14 protein-coding genes are annotated in these 16,386 nt (G+C 58.0%); 5 read left to right on the top strand and 9 right to left on the bottom strand.

Translation table 11 applies throughout. The features are described 5' to 3' along the window. Positions 1–239: 239 nt before the first annotated feature. Positions 240–1,115 (top strand): pyridoxal kinase PdxY, encoded by an 876-nt coding sequence (gene pdxY / locus AC13QE_RS25835; RefSeq protein ID WP_488485836.1) that lies wholly within the window; start codon positions 240–242, stop codon positions 1,113–1,115. 18 nt (positions 1,116–1,133) lie between these two features. Here pdxY and AC13QE_RS25830 read toward each other — a convergent pair whose 3' ends face one another. After that, complete coding sequence (locus AC13QE_RS25830) at positions 1,134–1,793, bottom strand: YggS family pyridoxal phosphate-dependent enzyme (protein WP_488485835.1); 660 nt, start codon at positions 1,791–1,793, stop codon at positions 1,134–1,136. Between the two features lie 199 nt (positions 1,794–1,992). On the opposite strand from AC13QE_RS25830, the gene leuS reads away from it, so the two are divergent. From leuS to holA, 3 genes are read left to right on the top strand one after another with little or no spacing between them, the layout of a single operon-like run. Beyond that, positions 1,993–4,623: a leucine--tRNA ligase gene (leuS, locus tag AC13QE_RS25825; RefSeq protein ID WP_488485834.1), complete on the top strand. Its 2,631-nt coding sequence runs from the start codon at positions 1,993–1,995 to the stop codon at positions 4,621–4,623. Next, positions 4,613–5,134 carry a hypothetical protein gene (locus tag AC13QE_RS25820; RefSeq protein WP_488485833.1) on the top strand — a complete coding sequence of 174 codons (522 nt, stop codon included), beginning with the start codon at positions 4,613–4,615 and terminating at the stop codon, positions 5,132–5,134. The genes leuS and AC13QE_RS25820 overlap by 11 nt, the downstream gene beginning before the upstream one ends. Before the next feature lie 13 nt (positions 5,135–5,147). After that, positions 5,148–6,185, top strand: coding sequence for a DNA polymerase III subunit delta (holA, locus tag AC13QE_RS25815; protein ID WP_488485832.1), 1,038 nt, complete (start codon positions 5,148–5,150; stop codon positions 6,183–6,185). A gap of 86 nt (positions 6,186–6,271) precedes the next feature. Here the strand turns inward: holA and AC13QE_RS25810 are convergent, their stop codons facing one another. The 8 genes from AC13QE_RS25810 to hemE form a co-directional block, all read right to left on the bottom strand. Next, positions 6,272–7,156, bottom strand: a complete 885-nt coding sequence (locus AC13QE_RS25810) for a ParB/RepB/Spo0J family partition protein (protein ID WP_488485831.1) — start codon at positions 7,154–7,156, stop codon at positions 6,272–6,274. Between the two features lie 33 nt (positions 7,157–7,189). Further along, on the bottom strand, positions 7,190–7,987 hold the full coding sequence (locus AC13QE_RS25805; RefSeq protein WP_488485830.1) for a ParA family protein: 798 nt from the start codon (positions 7,985–7,987) through the stop codon (positions 7,190–7,192). Between the two features lie 21 nt (positions 7,988–8,008). Further along, positions 8,009–8,626, bottom strand: coding sequence for a 16S rRNA (guanine(527)-N(7))-methyltransferase RsmG (gene rsmG / locus AC13QE_RS25800; protein WP_488485829.1), 618 nt, complete (start codon positions 8,624–8,626; stop codon positions 8,009–8,011). Between the two features lie 26 nt (positions 8,627–8,652). Beyond that, a complete protein-coding gene (mnmG, locus tag AC13QE_RS25795; protein ID WP_488485890.1) occupies positions 8,653–10,533 on the bottom strand; it encodes a tRNA uridine-5-carboxymethylaminomethyl(34) synthesis enzyme MnmG in 1,881 nt (626 codons plus the stop codon). Positions 10,534–10,640: 107 nt separating this feature from the next. Then, complete coding sequence (gene mnmE / locus AC13QE_RS25790; protein WP_488485889.1) at positions 10,641–11,975, bottom strand: tRNA uridine-5-carboxymethylaminomethyl(34) synthesis GTPase MnmE; 1,335 nt, start codon at positions 11,973–11,975, stop codon at positions 10,641–10,643. Positions 11,976–12,108: 133 nt separating this feature from the next. Beyond that, entirely contained in the window at positions 12,109–13,374 is a 1,266-nt protein-coding gene (gene rho / locus AC13QE_RS25785; RefSeq protein ID WP_015341775.1) for a transcription termination factor Rho, read from the bottom strand. A 199-nt stretch (positions 13,375–13,573) separates the two neighbouring features. After that, complete coding sequence (gene hemJ, locus AC13QE_RS25780) at positions 13,574–14,119, bottom strand: protoporphyrinogen oxidase HemJ (RefSeq protein WP_488485828.1); 546 nt, start codon at positions 14,117–14,119, stop codon at positions 13,574–13,576. Beyond that, positions 14,119–15,153 carry a uroporphyrinogen decarboxylase gene (gene hemE, locus AC13QE_RS25775; protein WP_488485827.1) on the bottom strand — a complete coding sequence of 345 codons (1,035 nt, stop codon included), beginning with the start codon at positions 15,151–15,153 and terminating at the stop codon, positions 14,119–14,121. Before hemE ends, hemJ begins: the two co-directional genes overlap by 1 nt. Before the next feature lie 402 nt (positions 15,154–15,555). Between hemE and AC13QE_RS25770 the strand changes: the two genes are divergently transcribed. Continuing rightward, complete coding sequence (locus AC13QE_RS25770; RefSeq protein ID WP_488485826.1) at positions 15,556–16,377, top strand: pyruvate, water dikinase regulatory protein; 822 nt, start codon at positions 15,556–15,558, stop codon at positions 16,375–16,377. Positions 16,378–16,386 lie beyond the last annotated feature (9 nt).

Here is a 16,386-nt window from a genome sequence, read left to right as displayed (position 1 = left end):
AAACTGGCAAAAAGAATGCGAATTTGGTTCGTTTCGGACTGATTTTGGTCGGTTTTTTCAAAAAACTTGCCGAAAGCGGCGATATTGATGAAAAACAGGCTTAATTGGCGAGAAATTGGCGGAATCGACTCGTCAACAGAGGTTTTCATGACTCTGTGAAGGGCGGTTGACAGAGTGCCGCGAAAGGGATCATCAACTTGCGCCATTGCAGTTTGAAGCCCTGAACTGAAAGCACAATCATGTCGCAAGTGTCGGCCGGCGCCGTTATCGTCATTTCCAGTCATGTCGTTCGAGGGTCCGTCGGCAATCGCGCCGCAGTCTTTGCGCTGGAAACACTCGGCCATCCGGTCTGGGCGCTGCCGACCATCGTTCTGCCATGGCACCCCGGCCATGGCCGCTCGACGCGCCTGACCTTCAACGAAGCCGATTTCGACCATGCGATTGACGATCTTATCGCCGCACCCTGGCTTTCCGAGGTCAAGGCGGTGCTATCGGGCTACTTCGGCAACGCCGCCCAGGCGCATGCCGTCGCCCGGCTGGTGAAGGCTCTGCGGGAGAAAAACCCGGATATTCTCTATGCCTGCGATCCCGTCATCGGCGATGCCGGCGGGCTCTATGTGCCGCAGGCGACAGCGGAAGCGATCCGCGACCACCTGATCCCGCTGGCGTCGCTCGCAACGCCGAACCGCTATGAGCTTGCTTGGCTGGCGGGAGCGCCGCTCGAGGATAACACCGCCATCATGGAGGCGGCGCTCGCGCTTGGACCGTCGCGCATGCTGGTGACGTCCGCCGTTCCGATGATGGCCGGTGGTATCGGGAACCTCTATCTCAGCGGCCGAAACGCGCTGCTTGCCGAGCATCGCAGCATCGAAGGCGCACCGAATGGGCTCGGCGATCTCCTGTCTGCCGTCTTCCTGTCGCGCCTGCTTTCGGGGATGGATGAGGAGCGGGCATTGCAGCTGACGACGGCCAGTGTCTTCGAGGTGCTGGCACGAGCCGTCAAGCGCGGCAGCAACGAGCTGACACTGGCTGTCGATTCCGCAAGCCTGTCGACACCGATGGCGATGGTGCAGCTACGCCACCTCGTCCATCCTGCACAACGCAGGAAAAAGTAGCGGCCAGAGCTTTTTAGCCTATCGCGCGCCGAAAATCGCCGAGCCGACGCGAACACTGGTCGCGCCGAAGGCAATTGCAATTTCATAATCGCTCGACATGCCCATCGAGAGCTTTTCGACGCCGGCCTGCTTAGCGAGCTTTGCAAGCAGGGCAAAATGTGGCCCCGGATTTTCGTCGGCAGGCGGAATGCACATCAGGCCCTCTATGGAAAGCCCGAGCTCCTTACGGCAGAGATCGACGAAACTGGCCGTATCGTCGGGCGCAATACCTGCCTTTTGCGGCTCTAACCCGGTATTGACCTGCACGTAGAGCCGCAAACTCTTGCCTTGCCGCTTGATTTCATCGGCAATGGCCCGCGCGATCTTTTCCCGGTCAATGGTTTCGATCACGTCGAACAGCGCCACGGCGTCTGCGGCCTTATTCGATTGCAGCGGCCCGATTAGATGCAGCTCAATCCCGGGCGTTTCGGTCTTCAGCTCCGGCCACTTGCCCTGGCTCTCCTGCACGCGGTTTTCGCCAAACACCCGCTGGCCGGCCGAAATCGCCGGGCGGATTTGATCGGCATCGAAGGTCTTGGAAACGGCAACGAGCTGCACAGAGCCGACAGCTCGGCCGGCCTGACGCTCGGCAGCCGCGATATGGGAACGGACTTCGTCCAAGCGCTCTTGAAGTTCCATCTTCTCGCCTCGATATTTGGCTTGCTTCTCAAACTTTGCAGTAATGAGGCTCGCGGGCTTTGCCAAGGGCGAATGCGTCCGAATCCGGCTTTGCATTGCAAGATAAGGCACTTGCTGCGGCTGCTAAACTTGACGCTTGGGTGGTTTCGTGGTGAAGGTCACGCCTTACTCCCCATGATTTTCCGGAATACAAGAACAGATGACTAGCGAACGTTATAATCCGCGCGATGCCGAGCCCCGCTGGCAGGAAAAATGGAACGAAGAGAAGGTCTTCGTGACAGACAATGCCGATCCGCGTGAGAAATATTACGTCCTAGAGATGTTTCCCTATCCATCGGGCCGCATCCATATGGGCCATGTGCGTAACTACGCCATGGGCGATGTCGTTGCCCGCTACAAGCGTGCCCGCGGCTATAACGTGCTGCATCCGATGGGCTGGGACGCCTTCGGCATGCCGGCGGAAAACGCCGCACGCGATAATAAAGTGCATCCGAAGGAATGGACCTACCAGAATATCGCCTCCATGCGCACCCAGCTGAAGGCCATGGGGCTGTCGCTCGACTGGAGCCGCGAGTTCGCGACCTGCGACGTCGATTATTATCACCGCCAGCAGATGCTCTTCATCGACATGATGGAGAAGGGCCTGGTCTATCGCAAGAAGTCCAAGGTCAACTGGGACCCGGTCGACAATACCGTTCTCGCCAATGAGCAGGTCATCGACGGCCGCGGCTGGCGCTCGGGTGCGCTGGTCGAGCAACGCGAGCTGACGCAGTGGTTCTTCAAGATCACCGAGTTCAGCCAGGAACTGCTGGATGCTCTGGATACGCTCGACCATTGGCCGGAAAAAGTGCGGTTGATGCAGAAGAACTGGATCGGCCGCTCCGAGGGCCTGACGGTTCGCTGGGAAATCGTGGCCGAAACCGCTCCCAACAGCGATCGCGAGATCACCGTTTACACGACCCGTCCCGATACGCTGTTCGGCGCCTCCTTCCTGGCGATCTCGGCCGACCATCCGCTCGCCAAGGAAGCGGCTGCCAGGGATCCGGCCATCGAGGCTTTCTGTGAGGAATGCCGCCGCGCCGGCACCTCACTGGCAGCACTCGAAACCGCCGAGAAGAAGGGCATGGACACCGGCATCCGCGTCCACCATCCCTTTGACCCATCCTGGGAGCTGCCCGTCTATATCGCCAATTTCGTGCTGATGGATTATGGCACGGGCGCTATCTTCGGCTGCCCGTCCGGCGACCAGCGCGACCTGGATTTCGCCCGCAAGTACGGCCTCCCGGTCGTTCCCGTCGTCATGCCCGCTGATGGCGATGCTGCGAGCTTTACCGTCGGCGACGTCGCCTATGACGGCGATGGCGTGATGATCAATTCGCGCTTCCTTGACGGCATGAGCACCGAGGAAGCCTTCCAGACGGTGGCGACGAAGCTCTCTGAGACGAGCCTCGGCAACACGCCGCAGGCTGAGCGCAAGGTGAATTTCCGCCTGCGCGACTGGGGCATCTCCCGTCAGCGTTACTGGGGCTGCCCGATCCCGGTCATCCATTGCGATGACTGCGGCGTGCTGCCGGTGCCGAAGAAGGATCTGCCGGTTAAGCTGCCCGACGACGTGACTTTCGACCAGCCGGGCAATCCGCTCGACCGGCACGCCAGTTGGCGGCATGTCGCCTGCCCGCAATGCGGCAAGGATGCCCGCCGTGAAACCGATACGATGGATACCTTCGTCGATTCGAGCTGGTATTACGCCCGCTTCACCGCTCCCTGGGAAGATCAGCCGACGGATCCGAAGGCCGCCAATCACTGGCTGCCTGTGGATCAGTATATCGGCGGCATTGAGCACGCGATCCTGCACCTGCTCTATTCGCGCTTCTTTACCCGCGCCATGCGCGAAACCGGCCATCTCGATGTGAAGGAGCCCTTCAAGGGCCTGTTCACGCAAGGCATGGTCGTGCACGAAACCTATAGCCGCGGCAGCGGCCTGACGCGCGAATGGGTGTCGCCGGCCGATATCAGGATCGAGGAAGTCGAGGGCCAGCGCCGCGCCACACTGCTGTCATCAGGCGAAGACATCGCCATCGGTTCGATCGAGAAGATGTCGAAATCGAAGAAGAACGTCGTCGACCCCGACGATATCATCGCCTCCTACGGCGCCGATACGGCACGCTTCTTCGTGCTCTCCGATTCGCCGCCCGATCGCGATGTCATCTGGTCGGAAGCAGGCGTCGAGGGCGCACATCGTTTCACCCAGCGCATGTGGCGCCTGGTCTCCGAAGCCGCCGATGTCCTGAAGGCGGTCAAACCTGCGCCGGCTAAGGAAGGCGAAGCCCTGGCGATTTCGCAGATCGCCCACCGCACGCTGAAGGCGGTTCAGGGCGATTACGACAAGCTCGCCTTCAACAAGGCCGTGGCGCGCATTTATGAATTCGTCAATGCGCTGGCGGCACCGCTCGGCAAGGTCGCGGCCGGCCAGGCGGATAGCGCCTATCGCTCTGCCGTTCGCGAAGCCGTGGAAATTCTGATTGCGCTGGTCGCACCGATCACGCCGCATCTGGCCGAGGAATGCTCCGCTGCGCTTGGCAACGTCAACATGGTCGCGACCAGCCCATGGCCGGTTTATAACGAGGCGCTCGTGATCGAGAACGAGATCGTTTATCCCGTTCAGATCAACGGCAAAAAGCGCGCCGAATTGACAATCGCGCGCGATGCAGATCAGAATGCCGTGCAACAGGCCGTGCTCGCCCTGGACGCCGTTACAAGCACATTGAATGGTCAGGCGCCAAAGAAGATTATCGTCGTTCCACAGAGGATCGTAAACATTGTCGTCTGATAGACTTTTCAAATTCGCCCGCATGGCCGGCGTTGCGTCTCTGGTGGCCGTTGTCGGCCTCTTGTCTGCATGTCAGGTTCGGCCGCTCTATGCCGTCAGCACGGGCGTGACGCAGAAGCTGTCGGAAGTTTCCTTCTCTGACGTCGGCTCGCGCGTGGGTCTCCAGGTGCGCAACCAGCTGATCTTCATCGCCGGGCGTGGTGCAGGGGAGACCAAGACGCCGAAATACAGTGTCGACCTCAGCGTCAGCTCCGGCACTGGCGGCGTGCTTTATCTGCCGTCTTCGAGTACGTCGGCCGCAGGCCGCACGACTGTGACCGCAGCCTTCACATTGAGGGAGATCGGCACCGGCAAGGTCATTAAGTCCGCTAGCCGTTCGGTAACTTCGCTGGTCGACTTCCCGACGCAGGAATTTGCCAAGCAGCGAGCAATCCGTGATTCGGAAGACCGTGCCGCCCGCGAAGTCGCCGAGATGGTCGCGGCCGACATCGGCGCTGCGCTCAGCCGCTGATAGAGAGCGCGGCATGGCAGAAATCAAGTCTCATGAATTTGACGGATTCCTGCAAAATGCCGCGCGCAATTACCGGATCTTCGTGATCTATGGTCCGGATCACGGTCTCGTTTCCGAACGCGCCGCGCAGATTGCCGGCAAGACGGGCGTCGATCTCAGTGACGCATTTTCCCTCATCAAGCTCGACGTCGGCGACCTGCAGAATGACGCTGGCCGCCTGCTTGACGAAGTCAACGCGATGGGCCTGTTCGGCGGCGAAAGGCTCGTCTGGATTCGCGGCGCCGCCAATGAGAAGGCGCTGGTCGATGCGCTGCAGATCATCGCGGACAATCCGCCCGATGCCAGTTTTGTCATCGTCGAGGCTGGCGATCTCAAGAAGGGATCGGGATTGCGCAAGGTGGCAGAGCCGGCTCGAACTGTCGCAACCATTCCCTGCTATGCCGATGACGCAAGAGCCCTCAACAATCTGATCGACACCGAATTGGCGAATGAAGGCCTGCGCATCTCATCTGCTGCCCGCCAGGCACTGCTCGAACTTCTCGGTGGCGACCGCATCGCCTCGCGCAACGAAGTACGCAAGCTCGCGCTTTACTGCCGCGGGCAGGGGACGATCGAAGAAGAGCACGTGATCGAAATTATTGGCGATGCCAGCGCCATTTCTACCGACGATGCCGTTGATGCGATTCTAAAAGGGGATTCCGGCGCCTTTCTGCATGCCATGCAGAAAATCGCCTCGTCCAAAACGCCGATGTTTCTCGTACTGCAAGGCTGTCTGAGGCAGTTTCAGATGCTTGACACGATGCGGGCCGAGATGGATGAAAAGCGCCTCGCACCCGCTCAGGTCATGCAGACGCATGGGCGCCATCTCCATTTCAGACGAAAGCCCGTGATCGAGCAGGCGCTGAAAAGCTGGAACGCTCCCGCCATTGCCCGCGAGATGAACAGGCTGCAAATGGCCATTCTGCAAACGCGTCAGCGCGCCAGCCTCGAAGACACGATCGCAACGCAAACGCTGCTTGCGACCACTCTCCAATCAGCCCGCAAGGGCTGACGTTTCACGGGAATCAAGAGCACGCAAATCTCGGAAAAAGCCAGAGCTCTCCGCTAATATATTGTTCTTATTGCATTTTTTCTATGTTACCGGCGCTCCAGCAGCCGGCATATCTCTTCAAGCTGCTCCAGCGTCTTATAGCTGATCTTCACCTGGCCGCCATTGCCGCGATGATTGATCGAGACATCCAGCCCGAGTGTGTCCGACAGTGTGCGCTCGAGCGCCAGCGTATCGGAATCCTTTTCATCCCTGCGCGCACCGGCGGGGCGGGGGTCATTCTGAGCCTTAATGTCGTTCTGCGCGAGACGCTCGGCATCGCGAACCGACATGCCCTTTGAAACAACGGTTCTCGCAAGTCCCGTCGGATCGGAGGTCGAAACCAGGGCGCGGGCATGGCCGGCGGAAAGCGAACCCGCGGCAAGCATATCGCGCACCGGATCGGGGAGCTTCAACAAACGCAGAGAGTTGGCGACATGGCTGCGGCTCTTGCCGATGATTTCGCCGAGATCGTTTTGCGTATAGCCGTGTTCGGCGATCAGCTGCTCGTAACCCAGCGCCTCTTCCAGGGGATTGAGATCCGCTCGCTGCACATTCTCGACGATCGCGATCTCAAGTGCGGTCTTATCATCGACATCCCGAACGATCACCGGGATTTCGATCAACCCGGCAAGCTGCGCCGCCCTCCAGCGTCGTTCACCAGCAATAATTTCGTACCGATCGGTGGAAACGGTGCGAACGACGACCGGCTGTACGATGCCATGCTGGCGAATGGAGCTGGCAAGATCATGCAGCTCGGTCTCGTCGAAATAGCGGCGAGGATTGCGCGGGTTGCGACTGATGAATTCGATCGGGACCAAGCGATCGGGATTGACCGCCGGTCGGCTTGCATCCACGGGCGTCGGCTGATCCATCTCCCCAATGAGAGCCGCCAGTCCGCGCCCAAGGCGCCGCTTCGAAAGATCATCATTCATTGCCGATACTCACCCTGAAACAAATACTAGATATCAGGCAGCAGCTTTCCGCTGCCGCTCTCTTTGAATGACTTCGGAAGCCAGCTGGAGATAGGCCTGACTGCCTGCGCACTTCAGATCGTAAAGAATGGCTGGCTTGCCATAGGAAGGCGCCTCGGACACGCGTACGTTGCGCGGAATCAACGTGTGGTAGACTTTTTCGCCAAGATGGGTCCGTACGTCGCTCACCACTTGCTGCGCTAGATTATTGCGGGAATCGAACATGGTCAGGACGATCCCCTGGATATCCAGAGATGGATTGACCGTGCGCCGAACCTGATCGACCGTCTCCAGCAATTGACTGAGGCCTTCCAGGGCGAAAAATTCGCATTGTAACGGCACCAAAACGGAATGCGCCGCAGCCATCGCGTTCATCGACAGGAGATTGAACGAGGGCGGGCAATCAACGAGAATATAGGAAAAGGAGAGCGCATCCGGCGCATTCAACGCACGGCGCAGCTTGAAGACGCGATCAGATTGCTGCGCAATCTCCATCTCGATCCCGAGCAGATCCATGGTCGATGGAACGATGAAGAGATTCGGCACGGCCGTTTCCTGCACCGTATCCATGATGCCGTGGCTACCGACCAGCAGATCATAGGAAGACAATTTGCGATCGCGCCGTTCAATACCCAAACCCGTGCTGGCATTGCCCTGCGGATCGAGATCGACGATCAGGACACGCTCGCCGATAGCGGCAAGGGCCGTCGCGAGGTTGATTGCCGTCGTCGTCTTGCCGACGCCGCCCTTTTGATTTGCGATGGTAATAATCCGGTTTCGCTCGCCGATCATCTGCCGCATATCCAATTATGGTTAAATCAGGCGTCGAAGGTGGCTGAATTCCAAAATAACCGAATCTCGCTCAACGACACTCTGATGTTTTACCAGATCGAATTGCCAACGACCACGGACTTTCTGAAGCTCCCGCTCGTAATCCCGGCCTTTATGCAGCAGAAGGCGGAGATTTTCATTGCGCCTGAGCCAAGGCTCTGCGTAGTCCAGCAACGTCTCAAGCTCCGCAAGTGCGCGAGCGGAGATCACATCGCAGTTCTGGATGACCGCGGGCGCTTCTTCGATACGAATGGCATGAACCGCGCCGCGGGCATCGCACTCACGCAGGCAGACGCGCAAAAAGGCAGCCTTCTTCTGATTGCTCTCGACCAAATCGACATGACCTGCGCCTTTTTCTGCAAGCAGGATCGCAGTTATCACGCCCGGAAATCCGCCGCCGCTTCCCAAATCAACCCAATGATCGGTTACGGGATGCAATTGAAAAATCTGCGCACTATCCGAAATATGGCGACGCCAGAGATCATCGATCGTGGACGGTGCGACAAGATTGATGGTCTTTGCCCATTTTTGAAAGAGTTGCGCAAAATGTTGCAGCCGCTCCTGTGTTTCACGTGAAACACGTACGCCGTTCAATTCCATACTATGGACTCTCTAACCTTGCATTGTCAGGAAACGAGTTTCTGCTCTTGGGCTGTACTCAACTTCCTTAGATAAGCCAACAGCAAAGAGATTGCAGCCGGCGTCATTCCGTCAAGGCGTGATGCTTGCGCAATATTCTTGGGGCGGGCGGACGTGAGCTTCTGCTTCAGCTCGTTGGATAATCCCGAAATAGCGGAGAAGTCGAATTCTGCCGGTATGGCACGTTCTTCCTCTCTCCGAGCCTGAACGATATCGGCGGTCTGGCGATCCATATAAACAGCGTAGGCCGCCTCGATTTCAATCGCCTCGCCAATCTTTCGCTGTATTGAATGCAGTTCCGGCCAAATGCGCGAGAGACTTTCAATAGACTGGCCGGGATGCGAAAGAAGCTCATAAGCCGAGCGGCGTTGGCCATCCTTGTTGAGATGCATTCCGACGCGTTCCGCTTCATTTGGCGTCACCGTTAAGCTCTTCAAGTGATGGCGGGCCTGATCGAGAGTCTTTATATATTGCTCAAAGCGCAGGGCCCGATCAGAGGCGACACAGCCTACTGCAATACCCATCGGCGTCAGACGAACGTCTGCGTTGTCTGCCCGTAGCGATAGGCGATACTCCGCCCGCGATGTAAACATGCGATAGGGTTCCGCGACGCCACGCGAGGTCAGATCGTCAATCATCACCCCAATATAGGATTCCGTTCGACTGAACTCGATTGCTTTGCCGCCCGCCGCTAGACGCGCAGCATTCAGTCCGGCAACGAGCCCCTGAGCGCCAGCTTCTTCATATCCCGTTGTGCCATTGATCTGGCCTGCCAGAAAAAGACCGTGAATCTTTTCCACTTCCAGGGACAGCTTCAATTCGCGCGGATCGACATGGTCGTATTCGATCGCGTAAGCATGTTGAAGAATACGAACTCGTTCCAGCCCCGGAATGGTCCTAATAAACGCGTCCTGAACCTCTTCGGGCAAGGACGTGGATATGCCGTTTGGATAGACCGTAGTGTCGTCCAAACCTTCTGGCTCGAGAAAGATCTGGTGACCGTCACGTTCCCCGAACTTGACGATCTTGTCCTCTATGGAAGGACAATAACGTGGCCCGACACCTTCAATCTGCCCTGAATACATCGCTGACCGCTTCAGGTTTTCAACAATAATTCTATGCGTTTCCGGCGTCGTGCGGGTAACACCGCATTCGATCTGCGGATTCACGATGGCATCCGTCATGAAGGAGAAGGGCGTTGGATCTTCATCCGCACCCTGGCGCCCGACCGAGCCCCAATCGATCGTTGCACCATCAAGCCGGGCAGGTGTCCCAGTCTTCAAACGACCCAATGCCAGTCCGTGCCGGAGCAACGTATTCGAGAGTCCAATAGAGGGGTCTTCTCCGACGCGGCCCGCCGGTATCTTTTTGTCGCCGATGTGAATAAGGCCGCGAAGAAAAGTACCTGTCGTCAAGACGACCGCGCCACAGGGAATATGACGTCCGTCCTTCAAGATTACGGCGGACACGCGGCCGTGCTCAAAGGCAAGATCGAAAGCATCACCCTCTATAACATCGAGATTGTCGATGGCGGCGATTTCTGCCTGCATGCCCAGGCGATACAGTTTACGATCCGCCTGTGTGCGGGGGCCGCGCACTGCCGGGCCTTTCTTGCGATTGAGCATGCGAAATTGAATGCCGGCGGCATCGGCAACCCGGCCCATCAGGCCATCAAGGGCATCAATTTCTCGAACCAAATGTCCCTTGCCAAGCCCGCCAATCGCGGGATTGCAGGACATGACGCCGATCGTCTCGCGCTTATGCGTTACGAGCGCGGTGCATGCACCCAGGCGCGCCGATGCAGCGGCAGCTTCGCTTCCGGCATGGCCACCGCCCACAACAATCACATCATACGCTTTATCGAACATCATCAAGTCCTCGGTCGTGCCGTTTGTTTGGCACACCAATTTCAGGAGTCAAGAAGGTTTCACGTGAAACGTTCAGCGAGAGTGTGCCGCTCTCTGTTTCACGTGAATCATTTGCCGATGCAGAATTCCGAGAAGATCACATCTAGTAGATCTTCAACATCGACGCGCCCGGTTATGCGCCCCAAGCTTGTGGCTGCCTGCCGCAAATATTCCGCTCTGATATCCAGACCTCGATCTTCCGACGCAAGCGCTGCCGTCACTGCACGAAGACTATCCGTCAGCAATGTGCGATGACGAAGCCGACTCGGCAGGGCTAAGGATAGCATCCCCGAACGCGCCTGCAGATCCTTCCGGAGAAGCTCATGCAGCTCAGCCAGCCCGACGTCGGTCGCGGCCGATATCACCACATCATAACCGTCGTGAACATCGGGGTGAATATCAGATTTTGTTCCGACAGTCAGCACCTTGCCGGCAAACCCCGGAAAGATGCGTTGCGGTTCCTCGCCGATTTCGGCAAGGGATAAAACCAGATCCGCGTCTGCCACGGTGCGTAACGCACGGCGAATGCCTTCCCGCTCGACGAGCTCGTCCGTCTCCCGCAGACCAGCGGTATCGTAGAGCTTGACAGCATATCCCTCAATATTCAGATCGACGTGCAGCACGTCACGGGTGGTTCCGGCAATGTCTGTGACGATCGCCACTTCACGCTTCGCTAGCGCGTTCATCAGGCTGGATTTACCGGCATTGGGGGGGCCTGCAATCACCACCTTCAGCCCGTCGCGAATGATCTCGCCGAGATCGGCGCCTGCGAGATGATCAGACAGTTCGCGGTGCAATTGCCTCATATCCGCCCAGACCATATCCGATACAGAACCGGGCACATCATCCTCATCGGCAAAGTCCAGCTCCGCTTCGATCAGAGCGCGCGCGCGCGTTAAACGATCCGCCCAGCTGTTATAGAGGTCGGATAGCCCGCCGGCGGCATGCTCCATCGCGAGCCGCCGCTGCATCTCGGTTTCGGCGCTGATAAGATCGGCAAGGCCCTCTACCTCGACCAGATCCATCTTTCCATTTTCCAGCGCCCGTCGGGAGAACTCACCATGTTCCGCCAGGCGAAAGTTTTCGAAGCTCGAGAGCTCGTCGAGGAGCGCGTTCACGACCGCCTTGCCGCCATGAACGTGAATTTCCACGCAGTCCTCACCCGTGAAGGAGGCCGGACCGGGAAAAGTCAGGACAAGAGCTCGATCGATAATGAGACCGTTACGAGTCCGAATCGTTTTAAGAGCCGCTTGTCGTGGCGTCGGCAACGCGCCAGCGAGCGACTCCGCCGCGTAAAAAGCTCCATTTCCACTGATACGCACCAGAGCAACTCCAGCGGGTAATCCGCCACTGGATAGTGCATAGATTGTCTCACCTGTCGCCAACATCAGATTGAACCGCATCCGAATCGATTGCCGAAGAATTTCTGACTTTGACATTCGATACATCAAAAACAAAATCGGGCCGCATAACGCAGCCCGATCATAGCACTATTCATCACCGACAAACCTTTGACGGGAGCAATCCCGTAGCAGGTTAGGTGTTCATCGAATCGAAGAAATCCGGGTTGTTCTTCGTCTGCTTGAGCTTGTCGATCAGGAATTCGATCGCATCGGTCGTGCCCATGGGCGCGAGGATACGGCGGAGAACGAAGATCTTTTGCAGATCCTGGCGCGGAACGAGAAGGTCTTCCTTACGCGTACCGGACTTGAGGATGTCCATGGCAGGGAAGATGCGCTTGTCGGCAACCTTGCGGTCAAGAACGATTTCCGAGTTACCGGTACCCTTGAACTCTTCGAAGATCACTTCATCCATGCGGCTGCCGGTATCGATGAGGGCGGTCGCGATGATCGTCAACGAACCGCCTTCTTCGATATTACGCGCCGCACCGAAGAAGCGCTTCGGGCGCTGCAGGGCGTTGGCGTCGACACCACCGGTCAGGACCTTGCCGGAGGAGGGGACGACGGTGTTGTAGGCGCGGCCGAGGCGGGTGATGGAATCGAGCAGGATGACGACGTCGCGGCCGTGCTCGACGAGGCGCTTGGCCTTTTCGATGACCATTTCGGCGACCTGGACGTGGCGGACGGCCGGCTCGTCGAAGGTCGACGAGATGACTTCGCCGCGGACGGAGCGCTGCATATCCGTCACTTCTTCCGGACGCTCGTCGATCAGCAGAACGATCAGGTAGCAATCCGGATGATTGGCGGTGATCGAATGGGCGATGTTCTGCAGCAGGACGGTCTTACCCGTGCGCGGCGGAGCGACGATCAGACCGCGCTGGCCCTTGCCGAGCGGCGCGACGAGATCGATCACGCGGGGCGAAAGATCCTTCGACGTGGGCACGTCGAGTTCCATGCGGAAACGCTCGTTCGGATAGAGCGGCGTCAGATTATCGAAGTGAACCTTGTGACGGATCTTTTCCGGATCGTCGAAATTGATGGTGTTGACTTTCAGGAGTGCGAAATAACGTTCGCCTTCCTTCGGTCCGCGGATCGGTCCCTCGACCGTGTCGCCGGTCTTCAAGGAGAAGCGGCGGATCTGGGAGGGGGAGATGTAGATATCATCCGGACCGGGAAGATAGTTTGCATTCGCGGAACGCAAGAAACCGAAGCCGTCCTGCAGAACTTCGACGACGCCCTCGCCGATGATTTCTACGTCTTGGCTCGCCAATTCCTTCAGAATTGCAAACATCAGTTCCTGTTTGCGCATCGTGCTGGCGTTTTCGACCTCGAGCGATTCGGCAAAGGCCAGGAGATCGGTCGGGGATTTATTTTTCAGTTCCTGAAGCTTCATTTCAGCCATGAAGGGAATTACTCATTTTTTTAGGAGGGGAAAGGCAATGTTGCTCGTATTCAGAACCGCGATAGGGGCGCTCGCGGGCGACAGAATGGATACATGCCACGAAGAGAAGATGGCGGGAAAATAGCGACTCACTTTCTGAACCGCAAGGGGGGCAGGCAAAATGAAAGAAATTTAACGCCGCCCCTAATACAGCCCCGCTTCACGCAAACGGCTTGACGACCACGAGAATGACGATTGCGATCATCAAAAGCGTCGGCGCCTCGTTCATGACACGCCAGTAACGCGCCGAATGCTTGTTCTCGTCGCGGGCAAAGGCGCGCACCGCACTGCTGAAATAGCCGTGAACGCCCGAAAGAACCAAGACAAGCCCGATCTTGGCATGCAGCCACCCGCCCTGGAAATCATACACCGACCAGGCAAGATAAAGCCCGAAAATCCAGGTCAGAATCATCGCGGGGTTGATGATGTAGCGCAACAGCCGCTGTTCCATCACCTTGAACGTCTCAGATTGCTGCGAACCGGGTTCGGCGTCGGTGTGATAGACGAAAAGCCGCGGCAGATAGAACATGCCGGCCATCCACGAGATGACGGCGATGATGTGCAGCGCCTTGATCCAAAGATAAAGATCGGCCGGATGCCAGGCGAAAAGCCCGATCGCCAGCGCCGCAAAGATCAGGATCATGAAATAGGCCCGCCGTCCAGCCTTCTGGCCCGCCGCGGAATCCGTCTGCTTTTCCACCGTCATCAGCTCCTCCATCCCCGCACGCGTTCGACCAGCGCCGCCACATTGGCCGGATCGGCCTGCGGCGTGATGCCGTGCCCGAGATTGAAGATCAGCGGGCCATTCCCGAGCTGCTGCAGGATATCGTCGATCCCGTCGTCCAACGCCTTGCCGCCGGCAACGACACGCATCGGATCGAGATTGCCCTGCACCGGGCCATCCTTCTGAAGCTCCCGCGCGAAGGCGAGCGGTACCGACCAATCAAGCCCGATCGCATCGGCACCGGTCTTCTGCCGATAGGTTTTCAGCAGATAGCCCGCTCCCTTGGCGAAGGCGATTATCCGAGCCCGCGGCCGGCGCGCCTTGATCGACGCAATCATCTTCGCGACGGGCTTGATGGCGAAAGCCTCGAATTCCTTCTCACCAAGCACGCCCGCCCAGGAATCGAAAATCTGCACGGCATCCGCACCGGCATCGATCTGCGCCACGAGGTAATCGGCCGAGATCTCGGCAAGCAGCATCAACAGATGTTCGAAGGCCTTAGGATAGCGATAGGCAAACAGCCGGGCAGGAGCCTGATCCGGCGTGCCGTGTCCGGCGATCATATAGGTCGCAACGGTCCAGGGAGCTCCAGAGAAGCCAAGAAGCGTGGTTTCCTGGGGCAGGTCCCGCCGCAGCCGTCGCACCGTCTCCATGACGGGCTCCAGATAGGCCAGAATGCCCTCTGGTTTCAAAGCCAGGATACCCGCCTCGTCGATCGGGTCCATTTCCGGCCCATGTCCCTCGGTGAAGCGAACATTCCGCTTCAGCGCATCGGGGATGACGAGAATGTCGGAGAAAAGAATGGCAGCATCAAAGCCATAACGCCGGATCGGCTGCAGCGTGACTTCGACGGCATGGTCAGGCGTATAACAGAGATCGAGAAAGCTTCCGGCCTTCGCACGCGTTTCACGATACTCGGGTAGATAACGACCTGCCTGTCTCATGAGCCAGATAGGGGGAGGGCTGAGCGTTTCTCCGCTCAAGACCCGCATGATCTTCCGGCGTTCATCGGTCACAGACGTCGTCCTATATAAAACCAAACATATATTGAAAGGTTTCTATTTCTTAGAGTCGGTGAGTAGCAAGGATTAAAGTTCATCCCTTGCCTGTCCAATTTGTCGCGCCTCGAGCATGGAATTGGAAGAGGTTTCGAGATCACAAGCCGATATGTGGAAAAGAAAGGCGATTTTCCAATCTTTTGAGCAGGTTGAAGAGAAATTTGGCTCTTCCCCATCTGGGGACAAGTCGGGGATGAGGGAGGTGTTGCCACTCTTATCCACATTGCCCACAGCCGCCGCGAAAGCCTTCTCTCGAAAATTCCAAATGTGGAAAACTCGGCCGTTTTCCACTTGCCCTAGATAGCCCCCTTCTCGTACCTCTCTTTTCTCCCGAGATATCAACAGGTGATGGAAAGTAGCGTGGAAAACCGGACGAGCTTCTTTCATCTGCACCTGATTTCTGACTCAACGGGCGAGACTCTCATCTCGGCCGGCCGCGCCGCCTCCGTGCAATTCCATGCCAGCCAGCCGATCGAGCACGTCTATCCGCTGATCAGAAACCGCAAGCAGCTTCTGCCTGTCTTGGAGGCGATCGACCACAGCCCGGGTATCGTCCTCTATACGATCGTCGATCGAGAACTTGCCGATTTCATCGCCGAGCGCTGCAGGGAGATGGGCGTACCATCAGTCAATGTTCTCGAGCCGGTGATGAACGTGTTCCAGACCTATCTCGGCACGGCCTCGCGCCGCCGCGTCGGCGCGCAGCATGTAATGAATGCGGATTATTTCGCCCGCATCGAAGCGCTGAACTTCACCATGGATCACGATGATGGCCAGATGCCCGATGATTATGACGACGCCGACGTCGTCATAATCGGTATCAGCCGCACCTCGAAAACGCCGACGAGCATTTATCTGGCCAACCGCGGCATCAAGACAGCAAACATTCCGATCGTCTATGGCGTGCCGTTGCCGGAAAGCCTTGCCAGGGCGACGAAGCCCTTGATCGTCGGACTTGTCGCGACGACCGACCGTATCTCGCAGGTTCGCGAAAACCGCATCCTCGGCACGACGCCCGGCTTCGATCGAGGCGACTACACCGATCGGGCTGCGATCTCCGAAGAGCTGAAATATGCCCGCTCGCTTTGCGCCAGGCACAACTGGCCGATCATCGATGTCACACGCCGTTCCATTGAAGAGACTGCCGCCGCCATTGTTGCCCTGCGCCCCAAGCTGCGCTAAGCGCTCCCC

The organism is Martinezella sp. CNPSo 3957 (genome assembly GCF_057784395.1).
Note: the sequence above shows the minus strand (reverse complement) of the source record. Positions and strands in the feature narration are given on the sequence as shown.